This window comes from Salinisphaera aquimarina (assembly GCF_042643355.1).
GTDB lineage: Bacteria > Pseudomonadota > Gammaproteobacteria > Nevskiales > Salinisphaeraceae > Salinisphaera > Salinisphaera aquimarina.
Genome location: NZ_JBHRSS010000008.1, coordinates 383887 through 396492 on the forward strand (window position 1 = coordinate 383887; position 12606 = coordinate 396492).

Annotated in this window: 13 protein-coding genes and 1 riboswitch; of the genes, 3 read left to right on the forward strand and 10 right to left on the reverse strand. The window is 65.0% G+C overall.

Annotated features, from left to right (window positions below; all coding sequences use genetic code 11):
- Nucleotides 1-111 precede the first annotated feature (111 nt).
- The 3 genes from dusA to ACFOSU_RS17245 are packed head-to-tail and all read left to right on the forward strand — an operon-like array spanning nt 112 to nt 2486.
- Entirely contained in the window at nt 112-1131 is a 1020-nt protein-coding gene (gene dusA, locus ACFOSU_RS17235; RefSeq protein ID WP_380691157.1) for a tRNA dihydrouridine(20/20a) synthase DusA, read from the forward strand.
- Nucleotides 1131-1727: a peptidylprolyl isomerase gene (locus tag ACFOSU_RS17240; RefSeq protein ID WP_380691158.1), complete on the forward strand. Its 597-nt coding sequence runs from the start codon at nt 1131-1133 to the stop codon at nt 1725-1727. Before dusA ends, ACFOSU_RS17240 begins: the two co-directional genes overlap by 1 nt.
- Before the next feature lie 18 nt (nt 1728-1745).
- The gene (locus tag ACFOSU_RS17245; RefSeq protein WP_380691159.1) at nt 1746-2486 is read left to right on the forward strand and encodes a UDP-2,3-diacylglucosamine diphosphatase; all 741 of its coding nucleotides are present in this window, start codon (nt 1746-1748) and stop codon (nt 2484-2486) included.
- 199 nt (nt 2487-2685) lie between these two features.
- Here the strand turns inward: ACFOSU_RS17245 and ACFOSU_RS17250 are convergent, their stop codons facing one another.
- The 10 genes from ACFOSU_RS17250 to ACFOSU_RS17295 all read right to left on the reverse strand — a co-directional run bounded on the left by ACFOSU_RS17250 (nt 2686) and on the right by ACFOSU_RS17295 (nt 12562).
- Nucleotides 2686-3477, reverse strand: coding sequence for a ferritin-like domain-containing protein (locus ACFOSU_RS17250; protein ID WP_380691160.1), 792 nt, complete (start codon nt 3475-3477; stop codon nt 2686-2688).
- The gene (locus tag ACFOSU_RS17255; RefSeq protein ID WP_380691161.1) at nt 3477-4664 is read right to left on the reverse strand and encodes an O-succinylhomoserine sulfhydrylase; all 1188 of its coding nucleotides are present in this window, start codon (nt 4662-4664) and stop codon (nt 3477-3479) included. Before ACFOSU_RS17255 ends, ACFOSU_RS17250 begins: the two co-directional genes overlap by 1 nt.
- Nucleotides 4665-4727: 63 nt before the next feature.
- Nucleotides 4728-4803, reverse strand: a riboswitch (SAM riboswitch).
- A gap of 57 nt (nt 4804-4860) precedes the next feature.
- Nucleotides 4861-6372: an amidophosphoribosyltransferase gene (purF, locus tag ACFOSU_RS17260; protein WP_380691162.1), complete on the reverse strand. Its 1512-nt coding sequence runs from the start codon at nt 6370-6372 to the stop codon at nt 4861-4863.
- 20 nt (nt 6373-6392) lie between these two features.
- The gene (locus tag ACFOSU_RS17265) at nt 6393-6926 is read right to left on the reverse strand and encodes a CvpA family protein (protein ID WP_380691163.1); all 534 of its coding nucleotides are present in this window, start codon (nt 6924-6926) and stop codon (nt 6393-6395) included.
- 64 nt (nt 6927-6990) lie between these two features.
- The gene (locus ACFOSU_RS17270) at nt 6991-7710 is read right to left on the reverse strand and encodes an SPOR domain-containing protein (RefSeq protein ID WP_380691164.1); all 720 of its coding nucleotides are present in this window, start codon (nt 7708-7710) and stop codon (nt 6991-6993) included.
- Nucleotides 7707-8969: a bifunctional tetrahydrofolate synthase/dihydrofolate synthase gene (folC, locus tag ACFOSU_RS17275; protein ID WP_380691165.1), complete on the reverse strand. Its 1263-nt coding sequence runs from the start codon at nt 8967-8969 to the stop codon at nt 7707-7709. The genes ACFOSU_RS17270 and folC overlap by 4 nt, the downstream gene beginning before the upstream one ends.
- A complete protein-coding gene (gene accD, locus ACFOSU_RS17280; RefSeq protein WP_380691166.1) occupies nt 8966-9853 on the reverse strand; it encodes an acetyl-CoA carboxylase, carboxyltransferase subunit beta in 888 nt (295 codons plus the stop codon). The genes folC and accD overlap by 4 nt, the downstream gene beginning before the upstream one ends.
- Complete coding sequence (trpA, locus tag ACFOSU_RS17285; protein WP_380691167.1) at nt 9850-10686, reverse strand: tryptophan synthase subunit alpha; 837 nt, start codon at nt 10684-10686, stop codon at nt 9850-9852. The genes accD and trpA overlap by 4 nt, the downstream gene beginning before the upstream one ends.
- Nucleotides 10683-11930 (reverse strand): tryptophan synthase subunit beta, encoded by a 1248-nt coding sequence (gene trpB, locus ACFOSU_RS17290; RefSeq protein ID WP_380691168.1) that lies wholly within the window; start codon nt 11928-11930, stop codon nt 10683-10685. Before trpB ends, trpA begins: the two co-directional genes overlap by 4 nt.
- Before the next feature lie 2 nt (nt 11931-11932).
- Complete coding sequence (locus ACFOSU_RS17295; protein WP_380691169.1) at nt 11933-12562, reverse strand: phosphoribosylanthranilate isomerase; 630 nt, start codon at nt 12560-12562, stop codon at nt 11933-11935.
- Nucleotides 12563-12606 lie beyond the last annotated feature (44 nt).

Below are 12606 nucleotides of genomic sequence, written 5' to 3' on the forward strand. Positions count from 1 at the left end.
CGATTCTCCGGTGCGGGCGCTAATCGTTCATTGTGCAGGCCATGGTCGCGACTTGCGAGGTAAGGCCGCCGGGCGCCTCATGGATTGACGATCTTTGCGATAATACCGCGCATGTCGCAGACCGCCTCCAACCGCGCCACGCCCGGCAGCCGTATATCGGTTGCGCCGATGATGGCCTGGACCACGCCCGCCCAGCGTTATTTCATGCGTCGGATCACGCGCTCCGCCCTGCTCTATACCGAAATGGTGACGACGGGCGCGCTCATCCACGGCGATACCGCGCGTTTTCTGGCTTTCAACGCCGACGAGCATCCGGTGGCACTGCAGTTGGGCGGCAGCGATCCGGCGACCATGGCCGAGTGCGCGCGACTGGCCGCAGACGCCGGCTTCGACGAGGTCAACATCAACGTCGGCTGTCCGTCCGATCGGGTCCAGAACGGCGCGTTCGGCGCCTGCCTGATGGCCGAGCCCGAGCGCGTGGCCGACTGTGTGAGTGCGATGCGCGCCACGGTCGCGATTCCGGTCACGGTCAAGACCCGGATCGGCATCGACGATCAGGACAGCTACACCTTCCTGCGGCATTTCACGGCCTGCATGATGGCGGCCGGCGCCGATCATCTGACCGTGCACGCCCGCAAGGCCTGGCTGTCGGGGCTCAGCCCGAAGGAAAATCGCGATATTCCGCCGCTGGATTATCCGCGTGTGCATCGGCTCAAAGGCGAGTTTGCCGATCTGCCGATGAGCATCAACGGCGGTTTCACCGATCTCGATGCGGCCGCCGCACAGCTGGATCATGTCGACGGTGTGATGATCGGCCGCGAGGCCTACCGCAATCCCTATGTGATGGCCGCGGTCGACCGGCGCTTCTTCGGCGCCGAAGCACAGCCGCCGACGCGTGCGCAGATCGTGGCCGACATGCGCGATTTCATCGGCCGCCACCTGGCCGGCGGTGGCGCGCTCAAGGACATCACTCGCCACATGCTCGGCCTGTATCATGGCCGGCCCGGCGGCCGCGGCTGGCGACGCGTGCTCTCCGAGCAGGGTCATCGCAGCGACGCCGATCTGTCGGTGCTCGACCGCGCCCTGGCCCGGGTCGAGCCCACTCATGCACTTGAGGACACTGCTGCCTGATGAAACATCTTCTGCGTCTGACTGCTTTCACCCTGCTTTTTTCTGTCGCATTTGCTGCGAATTCCGCGACCGGCGACGCCGGCAACTCCAACAAGGAAGACCCCATGGTTGTCATGCACACCAATCTCGGCGATATCACGATCGAGGTGTTTGAAGACGAAGCGCCCAAATCCGCCGCCAACTTCATCCAGTATGTGAAGGACGGCTTCTACGACGGCATCATCTTCCACCGCGTGATTCCCGGCTTCGTGATCCAGGGCGGCGGCTTCGACGAAAACTACAAGCAGAAGAAGACGCGCGATCCGATCGTCAACGAGTCCGACAACGGCCTCGACAACGACCGCGGCACCCTGTCGATGGCGCGCACCAACGACCCCGACTCGGCCACCTCGCAGTTCTTCGTCAACCTGTCCGATAACGCCCCGCTCAACGCCGGCCGCGGCCGCCCGGGTTATGCCGTGTTCGGCAAGGTCACCGACGGCATGGACGTGGTCGACAAGATCGCCGCTGGTCAGACCGGCGCCGCCGGCCCGTTCCGTCAGGACGTGCCGCAGGACATGGTCACCATCGAGTCCGCCGAAGTCATCGCCAAGTAACGCGGCCGCGCCGCTCGCATGTCGACGCACCTGCTCGCCGATGTGCATCTGCGCGGCGCCGACGATCCCAACGCCGAGCGCCTGAAGGCGTATCTCGCCGGGCCCGCGCGCGAGGCCGAAGCACTCTACGTGCTCGGAGATCTGTTCGATGTATGGATCGGGGACGACGGTTCGATCCCGATCCATGCATCGATCCTCGATGCCTTTGCCAAACTGGCTGCGACCGGCGTACCGCTGTACTTCATGCGCGGCAACCGCGATTTCGCGGTCGGAGAAGGTTTTGTCGCGGCGAGCCGGATGCTGATTCTCGACGACCCGGTCGTCGTCGACCTTCACGGCACGCCGACGCTGCTTTCGCATGGCGACATGCTGTGTACCGACGACACCGCGCATCAGGCGTTTCGTGCCCGTTATACGAATCCGCGCTGGCGCGCGCGCATGCTCAGAATCCCGTTATGGCTGCGCCGCTGGCTCGCCGCGCGGGCACGCCGCAAGAGCACGGCGGGCAAGGCGAGCAAGCCCGCCCATATCATGGACGTGAACGGCGACACCGTGCGTACAACCCTGCGCGAATACGGCGTGACCCGGCTGATCCATGGCCATACCCACCGGCCCGCCAGCCACCGCGTCGACCTGGACGGCACGCAGGGTGAGCGTATCGTCATCGCCGACTGGCGACCCGAACAGGCCGAAATTCTGGTTGCGGACAGTCAAGGCGTGCATCGACGATCGCTGATTCAGGACAATTCAAGCGTATAAGACGGTTTCGCCGGAGTCCTGCGCAGATATCTCGTACTGACGCCGATTTCACGCAGAACCGCTGCGTCTCTTGCGCATTCATCTGCGTCATCTGCGGATAAATTCTTTGGCTTTTCTGAAGCTTCAGCTGCGGCACTCATCGCTTTTCTGAGCTGCAGAGATTTACCTTGGGATTGGATTTCTCGAGCGCCGCGCCCGCTCAGCGCGAATGGCGCTGCGCCAGCCAGTCCAGTTCGGGCTCGGAGAACTTCGCTTCGCGGCGGGCGGGAAAGTTGTACGGCCCGGGCGGGCCGCCGTTCATGTATTCATCGAGCAGCTGTGTGAAGGTCGTGTCGGGGTCCAGGCCGCGCGGCTCGGCGCAGTAGCGAAACCAGCGCGTACCGATCTCGACGTGCGGCACTTCCTCTTCGAGAATGATCTCGAGAATCGCCACCGTCTCGTCGTCTTTCGCCTGCCGCAGCTTGTCGATCATGCCCGGAGTGACATCCAGCCCCCGCGCCTCGAGCACGCGCGGCACCAGCGCCATGCGGATCATCACGTCGTGGCCGGTCTTGACCGCCATTTCCCAGAGACCGTTGTGGGCATCGAAATCGCCGTAGACATGACCGTAGTCGACCAGCCGCGCATTGAGCATTTCGAAATGACGCGACTCATCCGCCGCCACCCGCAGCCAGTCCGCGTAGAAATCGACCGGCATGCCGCGAAACCGATAGGCCGCGTCCAGCCCCAGATTGATGGCGTTGAACTCGATATGAGCGATCGCGTGGATGAGCGCGGCCCGGCCATCCGCCTTGCCGAGCCCGCGTTTGGCGAGTTTCGCCGGATGCACGAGATCGGGCCGCTCGGGTCGTCCGGGCACCTCGACCCGCCGCGGCTCGCCGCCGGCCTCGGCCAGCGGCGCACTATCGGCCGCGTGCAGTGCACGCGCCATCGCACACTTGCTCGCCGGATCGCGCTCCATCAAGGCGGCGAACACGTCATCCGGTTGCATCAGGCCAGCCCCGCCGCGAGATCGGCGATGATGTCGTCCACGTTCTCCAGCCCGACCGATATACGCACAACGCCCTCGGTAATGCCGGCGCGGCCCCGGTCCTCGGCGGAAATCCGCGCATGGGTGGTGCTCGCCGGATGCACGATGGTGGTTCGCGTGTCACCCAGGTTGGCGGTGATCGAGATCATCTTCGTGCCGTTGATCAGCTTGAACGCGGCATCGCGGCCACCAGCCAGCCGCAGCGCCAGAATGCCGCCATAGCCACCCGGCTGCTGGCGCGTGGCCAGTTCGTGCTGGGGATGCGATTGCAGGCCCGGATAATAGACGTGCTCGACGCCGGGCTGGGCTTCCAGCCACTCGGCCACTTTCTGGCCGGCCTCGCAGTGGGCGCGCATGCGTACTTCCAGGGTTTCCAGCGCCTTGTAGAAGATCCAGGCATTGAACGGACTCATCGTGGGACCGCAGGTGCGCAGGAATCGGAATACGCGATCGCCGACGATATCGGCATCGCCGACCACCGCCCCACCCAGGGCTCGCCCCTGCCCGTCCAGAAACTTGGTCGCCGAATGGGTGACCACATGGGCGCCGAAATCCAGCGGCCGTTGCAGCACCGGCGTACAGAAGCAGTTGTCGACCACGAGTAATGCATTGTTGTCGTTGGCGAGCTCCGCGAGGGCCGCCATGTCCACGACTTCGGTGAGCGGGTTCGACGGTGTCTCCACGAACAGCATGCGCGTGGCCGGCGTGATCGCCGCCTTCCAGGCGGCGTTGTCCTCGGGCGAGACATAACTGGTGGTGATGCCGAGCTTGGCCAGATAATTGTTGAACAGGCCGATGGTGGAGCCGAACAACGTATGCGCGGCCACGATGTGGTCGCCTGCCTCGAGCGTGGCCAGACACGTCGCCAGAATCGCCGACATGCCCGACGCGGTGGCGACACAGCTCTCGCCGCCCTCCATAGCCGCGAGGCGTTTCGAGAAGGCATCGACCGTGGGGTTGGTGAATCGGGAGTAGATATTGCCCGGCGCATCACCCGAGAAACGGGCCGCGCACTCCTCCGCGGATTCGAACACGAAGCTCGACGTCATGTAGATGGCGTTGCTGTGTTCACCCTCCGGTGTGCGGTGCGTGCCGGCGCGTACACCGCGCGTGGCCGTTCCCCAGTCGGGATCGAAATCTTCGTTCATCGTCGTCTCCGTTGCGCTCGGAATCGAAGCACAAAAAAAACCCGCTGACGCGCCGCGTAGCAGGCTTGCTGTCCCTCGACCCGTTTAGCGGAATTTATAGGGCGCCCGCAAGCTGTTCCAAATCGGCGCAGTTGCAGTATGCAACGACGGCTGGGTTCAGGCAACCGACGCCAGCCGCCGTCAGTCGTGCCTCGCCCTACTCGTCGTTGTGCAATTCCAGTACGGCGTTATCGGAATTGCGTCGATCTTCGCGCGCCGCGTCGGCACGGAACAGTTCCAGCTGGGCCAGATAATCCTGGCTGATATCCGCCGTGATGTACTGCCCGGAAAACACCGAATCCTCGAACTTCTCGAGGTCGGCGTTGCCGGCATTGACCGAACGCACCAGGTCGTCCATGTCCTGATAGATCAGCTTGTCCGCGCCGATGACCTCTGCGATCTGTTCCTCGGTATGTCCGTGGGCCACGAGTTCGGTGGCGCTAGGCATGTCGATACCGTAGACGTTGGGGTAACGCACCGGCGGCGCCGCCGACGCGAAATAGACCTTGCGTGCGCCGGCTTCGCGCGCCATCTCGATGATCTGGCGCGAGGTGGTGCCACGCACGATGGAGTCGTCCACCAGCAGCACGTTCTTGTCGGCGAATTCCAGGTCGATCGGGTTGAGCTTCTGGCGCACCGACTTCGCGCGCTGCTGCTGGCCCGGCATGATGAAGGTACGGCCGATATAACGATTCTTGATGAAGCCTTCGCGATATTTCACATCGAGCTGGCTGGCGAGTTCCACCGCGGCCGTACGGCTGGTCGAGGGAATCGGGATCACCACGTCGATATCGTGATCGGGCCATTCACGCAGGATCTTCTCGGCGAGATAGGTGCCCATGCGCAGGCGCGCCTTGTAGACATAGACGTCGTCGATCACCGAGTCCGGACGGGCGAGATAGACGTATTCGAAGATGCACGGCGAGTAGACCGGATGTTCCGCGCACTGCTGCACATGCAACTCGCCGTCGAGGGTGATCACCACGCACCCGCCGGGGTTGATATCGTCGATCAGCTCGTAGCCCAACGCGTCCAGCGCCACCGACTCCGAGGCGATCATGTAGTCGGTGCCGGCCTCGGTTTCGCGCTTGCCATAGACCACCGGGCGAATACCGTGCGGGTCGCGAAAACCCACGAGCCCGTAGCCGGTGACCAGGGCCGTCGCCGCATAGCCGCCGCTGCAGCGGCGATGCAGGGCCGACACGGCCTCGAAGATATCGCCGGGGGTCAGGTTGAGACGTTCGCTGCGCATCAGTTCGTGAGCGAACACGTTGAGCAGGATTTCCGAATCGGAGTCGGTGTTCAGATGACGCCGGTCGGACAGATACAGCTCTTCCTTGAGCTGCTCGGCGTTGGTGAGATTGCCGTTGTGCGACAGACAGATGCCATACGGCGTGTTGACATAGAACGGCTGGGCCTCTGCGCTGGTCTCGACCCCGGCCGTCGGATAGCGCACATGCCCCACCCCGGCGTTGCCCTGCAGACGCAGCATGTGGTCGGTCCGGAATACATCCCGTACCAGGCCGTTGTCCTTGCGCAGGAAAAGCTTCCCGCCGCAGGTGGTGACAATGCCGGCGGCGTCCTGGCCGCGATGCTGAAGCACGGTCAGCGCGTCATAGATTTCCTGATTGACCGCCGAATGAGAGACGATACCGACAATGCCGCACATAGGAGTTCCGGAAACTGTATTTAAGTGGAAGACGTGTTCGTAGACGACGGCGCGTCCGGCGCATCGGGATAGGTCACTGCCCCGGCCAGATCAGGCGGCAGAAAATCCCGTACCCAGAGTGCGCCCTGTTCAAGGCGCCCGATGAATACCGACTGCTGCCACCAGTCGTCACGCGGTACGGGCGTGACCCCGGCAAGCAGCACCAGCACGATCAGCACGGCGACACCGCGCAGTACACCGAACACACCGCCAAGGACGCGATCCGTACCGGCGAACCCGGTCCGACTCACCAGGCGGCCAATGATGAAATTGAAAACAGCGCCGATGATGAGCACGACAATGAAAACAACGACGAAAGCCACCGCCAGACGCGCCGAGTCGCTGCTGATCCAGCGTTCGAGGAACATGGCGCCGGATTCGGCAAAAACAAACGCCAGATAGAACGCCACGATCCAGGTCGCCAGCCCGATGGCTTCGCGCAGAAAGCCGCGGAAGAAGCCGATGACGGCCGACAGGGCAATCACGGCAAGTATGGCGATGTCGACCCAGATCATTGCATCGGCTCGTGCGCGGCCCCGTCAGAGTGCGACAGTCTAGCAAACGGCGCCGCGCCGAACGTCATTCGGCGCGCTGCACCAGGGTACTGCGGCCCTGCTGACGCAACTTCGCGGCCGTGCTGCGCGCCTGCGATTCACTCTCGAAGGGGCCGATACGCACGCGATACCAGGTCTTGCCACCGACACTGCCGGCGCGATAGAAGGCCTTGTAATCGGCATTGAGCTGCGCGGCCAGCCGGCGTGCGTTGTTCTCGTCCCCGAAGCTCGCAACCTGGACCACCCAACCGCCGCTCGCACTTTCGGTGCGCCGCAACGAGTCATCGCTGCCGGCGTTGCCGCTGGTGGTTGACGGCGGCGCGGTCGGCGTCGGCTTTGCCGGTGCCGGAGTCGAGCGGTCTTCGTTGGACGCGTTGCCCCGAACCGGCGGCGTTTCGAACGTATCCGCGCCGTCGCCGGATTCGGGCGCCTCGTCGCGAGCGGCCGGCGATACCCGTTGCGGCGGCGGGGGCGTGTCTTCACGCGCGTCGCGCACACCGCTCGATCCGTCGATGTTGTCGCGCTTGCCGGCCTGCGTCGACGATGCGTTGTCGGCCGCGGTCGACTGGTCGCCGGCACCGGCCGGCCTAGCGTTGCCGTCGGGGGTTATTTCATACACCCGCGTGGATGCACTCTCGCCGCTGTCGCCGTCATGCAGACACCGGGCCAGGAGCAGCGGCAGAAGAATGCCGAGTATCACCAGCACGATCGCGCCGATCACGCGTTTTTTCATTACGTCATTCATGACGGACACTGCTCCCGGGCGTGCGCCACGGTCAGAAAAGAACCACAAACCACCACGCGATCGCCGGCGACGCCGGCCGTCAGCGCAGCCTGCTGAGCGCGCTTCGGATCCTCGAACATCCTTGCCTCGCGCTCTCTCCCCAGACGCGCGGCGAGCTCGCCACTGGAGAGCCCGCGCGGACTGATGCCGTCGAGACCCGCCAGATAGAATTGATCGCCCACGTCGTCGAGTATCCCGCCCACGGTTTCAACCGGCTTGTCCGCCAGCATGCCAAGTACGAGATGGGTTTTGCCGGACACCGGGTGATCGGCGAGATAGCGAGCGAGTACCGCCACTGCCTCGCCGTTATGGCCGACATCGTAGATGATAGGCAGCATGCCGTCGACACGCTCTCGCCGGCCGGGCAATGCGGCCTGGGCACGACAGGCACGGGCGGTATTTTCCGCCGTGGGCAGGGTATCGAAAAGCGCTTCGTATACAGCGATGGCGCCAGCGAGATTGTCGGCCAGCACGCTGTCGTTGACCGGCGTCTCGAGCCGGCGCACGGCGTGGCGCCAGTGCCAGGTACCGGCATCCGCCTCGAGCTCGAAATCATGGCCGATACGCCAGAGCGGCGCCGCCAGCGCAGCCGCCTGCGCGCCGATGGTCGCAGGCATGTCGCGATCGGCGCAGATCGCCGGCCGCCCGGTCCGCATGACGCCGGCCTTCTCGAAGCCGATGCTGTCACGGTCGGGGCCCAGCCAGTCGACATGGTCCAGGCCGATGTTGGTGATCAGGGCGACATCCGCATCGACGATATTGACGGCGTCCAGGCGTCCGCCGAGGCCCACCTCGAGCACCGCGAAATCCACCTCGTACGCTGCAAACAGCCACAGTGCTGCCAGCGTGCCGTACTCAAAATAAGTGAGCGGCGTGCTGCCGCGGGCCTGCTCCACGGCCACGAACGCGCCGCGCAGGTCCGCGTCGGCGACCGGCGTGCCGTCGATACGGATGCGTTCGTTGTAACGCCACAGATGCGGCGAGGTATAGGTGCCGACCCGCCCTTTTCCAGTCAACAGTGATTCGATGAGCGCCGCACAGCTGCCCTTGCCGTTAGTACCGGCAATGACCACGCTGCGGCCGGCCAGCGGAAGCAGGTTCAGCCGGCGCGCCACCTCGGCCACGCGCGCGAGACCCAGTTCGATCTCGCTCGCGTGCAGCGTCGACTGCCAATCGAGCCACTCGTCGACGCTGCCCCCGAGAGGCGCAGCCGCGCTCACGCCTCGGCAGGCGTCGCCGGCGCAACCGGCGGCTGGTGCATGAGCACGCCCAGAACCTCGTGGATACGATCACGCAGGTGCTGGCGTTCGACGATCATGTCGACGGCGCCGTGTTCAAGCAGAAACTCGCTGCGCTGGAAGCCTTCCGGCAGCGTCTGCTTGACGGTCTGTTCGATGACCCGCGGGCCGGCGAAGCCGATCAGCGCTTCCGGCTCGGCCACGTTGATATCGCCGAGCATCGCGTAGCTGGCCGCCACGCCGCCCATCGTCGGATGGGTGAGTACCGACACGAACGGCAGACTGCGGTCGGCCAGCCGCGTCAGCGCGGCACTGGTCTTGCCCATCTGCAGCAGTGAAAACAGGCCTTCCTGCATGCGCGCGCCGCCGCTGGCGGAAAAGAACACGAATGGCGTACCGCGCTCGATGGCGGCGTCGACCCCGTTGACGAAGACCTCGCCCACCACGCTGCCCATGGAGCCGCCCATGAAACCGAAGTCTAGGGCACCAGCCACGATCGGCATCTGCTTGAGGGTGCCGCCCATCACCAGCGCCGCTTCGCGTTCACCCGAGTCCTTCTGGGCCTGATTCAGGCGATCACGATATTTCTTGCTGTCGCGAAACTTGAGCGGATCGCGCGGCTCCAGCCCCAGGGCGAGTTCCTCGCGATGCTCGGCATCCAGAAACAGATCCAGCCGGTTGCGTGCGCGCAGGCGTTGATGCGCGTTGCATTTCGGGCAGACCTGCAGGGAGCGCTCCATTTCCGCGCTGTAGAGTACCGCCCCGCAGTTGCTGCACTTGGTCCACAGCCCTTCGGGAACAGCGTTCTTCTTGGCAGATGCGTCGCTGCGCATCTGCGACGGCATCAGTTTTTCGAGCCAGCTCATGCGCGTCGTGCCTCTCTTGCCTGTGTGTCTTGTTCGTCTATCGCGGTTCGCATCGCCCCTAGCGTAGCGCGTAATGCGTCACGCGTGGCGTCGAGATCGTTACCCAGATCCGCCACGCAGCGAACCAGCGCGCTGCCCACGACCACCGCATCCGCCACACGCGCCACATCGGCGGCGTTCTGCGGTGTGCTCACGCCAAAGCCCACGGCCACCGGCAGTTCGCTGAACCTGCGGATACGCTCGATGTTTGCGCCGATCGACGACACATCGAGGCTGGCCGCGCCCGTCACGCCCTTGAACGACACGTAATAGATGAAGCCGTCGGCATTGGCGCACACGCTCGCCAGGCGATTTTCGCCCGTGGTCGGTGCGACCAGACAGACCGCGTCCAACTCGGCGGCGCGCAGGCTGGGCATGATCTCGGGCGCTTCCTCGGCGGTCATGTCGACGATGAGCACGCCGTCCACGCCGACCTCGCGGGCGCGAGCGGCGAAATCCTCGAGCCCGAAGCGATCGATCGGGTTGAGATAACCCATCAGCACCACCGGCGTCTCGGTATCCTGCTGGCGGAACTGCGCGACCATCTCCAGCACGCCGCGCAGACTCGTGCCATGCGCGAGTGCGCGCTCGCAGGCGGCCTGGATCACCGGGCCGTCGGCCATCGGGTCGGAAAACGGCACGCCCACTTCGATCACGTCGGCGCCGGCCTCGACCAGCGCATGCATGAAGCCGACCGTGGCATCCGGGTGCGGGTCACCCGCGGTCAGGTACGGGACCAGGGCCGTGCGGCCAGCCTCGGCGAGGCTGTCGAAACGTTGCTTGAGACGACTCACAGGGTCTCTCCGGCGGCTTCGGCCACGCTGGCCATGTCCTTGTCGCCGCGCCCGGACATGTTCACCAACACGATCTGATCGGGCGACATGCCGGCGGCGAGTTTCTGCGCATAGGCCACCGCGTGAGCGGACTCCAGCGCCGGGATGATGCCTTCGATACGCGTGCACTCGTGGAAGGCGTCGAGCGCGGCCCTGTCGTCCACGTCCACATAGTGCGCGCGACCGATATCCTTGAGCCAGGAATGTTCGGGGCCGACGCCGGGGTAATCGAGGCCGGCGGATACCGAGTGGGTTTCGCTGATCTGGCCGTTCTCGTCCTGCATGATGTAGGTACGATTGCCGTGCAGCACCCCCGAGCGCCCCGCCGACAGCGGCGCGGCATGACGACCGGTGGCCACGCCGTCGCCGCCGGCTTCCACGCCGTAGATCTCCACGCTTTCGTCGTCGAGGAAGGGATAGAACAGACCGATGGCATTGGAGCCGCCGCCCACGCAGGCCACCAGCGCATCCGGCAGGCGGCCACAGCGCTCGAGCATCTGGGCGCGCGATTCGCGCCCGATCACGGCCTGGAAATCGCGCACCATCGCCGGGTACGGATGCGGACCGGCCACCGTGCCGATGATATAGAAGGTGTCATCGACGTTTGCCACCCAGTCACGCAGCGCTTCGTTGAGCGCGTCCTTGAGGGTCTTGGAGCCGGAATCCACGGGTCGCACTTCCGCGCCCAGCAGCCGCATGCGATAGACGTTGGTGGCCTGCCGGCGCATGTCCTCGCTGCCCATGTAGACGACGCATTCCATGCCCAGGCGCGCAGCGACCGTGGCCGACGCCACGCCATGCTGGCCGGCCCCGGTTTCGGCGATGATGCGGGTCTTGCCCATGCGCGCGGCCAGCAGGGCCTGGCCGACGGTGTTGTTGATCTTGTGCGCGCCGGTGTGATTCAGATCCTCGCGCTTGAACCAGATCTGGGCGCCGCCGGTCTTTTTCGTCAAGCGCTCGGCGAAATAGATCGGCGACGGCCGGCCGACATAATCGGCCAGATCGGAATCGAGCGCAGCCATGAATTCCGGATCGTTGCGCGCGGATTCATAGGCGGCAGCGAGTTCGTCCAGAGGCGCCATCAGCGTCTCGGCGACAAAACGGCCGCCATAGGGGCCGAAGTGCCCGCGCGCGTCCGGCATATCGCGCCAGGCCTGTGCCAGCGGCGTCGAATCGGCGGTCGGCTTCTGGGAAGTAATGGCCATGATTATCCTATGGTGTTGATTACCGCGGCAGCGAAATCCTGCATGCGCTGCGCGTCCTTGATGCCGGGGGCGCTTTCCACGCCGCTGCTCACATCGACCGCGTAGGGCGTGAACCGCCGGATCGCCTCGGCGACATTATCCACGCTCAGACCGCCCGCGACCACGAGCGGCAGATCCGGGCGCTCTGCCTCGGCCTGCCAATCGAAGGTCTTGCCGCGCCCGCCGGCCTCGCCCGCCCGGTTGGCGTCGAGCAGCAGACCCTGAGCGTCGCCGTAGGCCTCGGCCCAGGCGCCGAGGTCGATATCGTCCTCGCCCATGGGCACCGACTTCAGATACGGCATGCCGAACATACGGCAGAATTCCGGCGCCTCGCGCCCGTGGAACTGCAGTACGTCCGGGCGCAGCGTTTCGATGACATGCCGCACCTCGTCTTCCGACGCGTCGAGAAACAGCGCGGCGCGGGCCACGAAAGGCGGCAGCGCACGGCTGATCGCACGGGCCTGATCCATCGTCACCACGCGCGAACTGTCCGGATAGAACACCAGTCCGATCGCATCGACACCGGCGCGCGCGGCGGCCAGGGCGTCTTCGACGCGGGTCACGCCGCAGATCTTGATTCTTACGCGATGCATCGTGGGTCCAGGCAACGGCCCGCACTTGGAAAAACCAGTCCGCT

What these genes read in the sequence shown, in the direction of transcription:
- purF (WP_380691162.1), bottom strand. Translation starts at nt 6,372, where the DNA reads ATGTGCGGCATTGTCGGTATCGTCTCTCATTCGGCGGTCAATCAGGAA.
- ACFOSU_RS17240 (WP_380691158.1), top strand. Translation starts at nt 1,131, where the DNA reads ATGAAACATCTTCTGCGTCTGACTGCTTTCACCCTGCTTTTTTCTGTC.
- ACFOSU_RS17245 (WP_380691159.1), top strand. Translation starts at nt 1,746, where the DNA reads ATGTCGACGCACCTGCTCGCCGATGTGCATCTGCGCGGCGCCGACGAT.
- ACFOSU_RS17255 (WP_380691161.1), bottom strand. Translation starts at nt 4,664, where the DNA reads ATGAACGAAGATTTCGATCCCGACTGGGGAACGGCCACGCGCGGTGTA.
- trpB (WP_380691168.1), bottom strand. Translation starts at nt 11,930, where the DNA reads ATGGCCATTACTTCCCAGAAGCCGACCGCCGATTCGACGCCGCTGGCA.
- ACFOSU_RS17270 (WP_380691164.1), bottom strand. Translation starts at nt 7,710, where the DNA reads ATGAATGACGTAATGAAAAAACGCGTGATCGGCGCGATCGTGCTGGTG.
- dusA (WP_380691157.1), top strand. Translation starts at nt 112, where the DNA reads ATGTCGCAGACCGCCTCCAACCGCGCCACGCCCGGCAGCCGTATATCG.
- accD (WP_380691166.1), bottom strand. Translation starts at nt 9,853, where the DNA reads ATGAGCTGGCTCGAAAAACTGATGCCGTCGCAGATGCGCAGCGACGCA.
- ACFOSU_RS17295 (WP_380691169.1), bottom strand. Translation starts at nt 12,562, where the DNA reads ATGCATCGCGTAAGAATCAAGATCTGCGGCGTGACCCGCGTCGAAGAC.
- ACFOSU_RS17265 (WP_380691163.1), bottom strand. Translation starts at nt 6,926, where the DNA reads ATGATCTGGGTCGACATCGCCATACTTGCCGTGATTGCCCTGTCGGCC.
- ACFOSU_RS17250 (WP_380691160.1), bottom strand. Translation starts at nt 3,477, where the DNA reads ATGCAACCGGATGACGTGTTCGCCGCCTTGATGGAGCGCGATCCGGCG.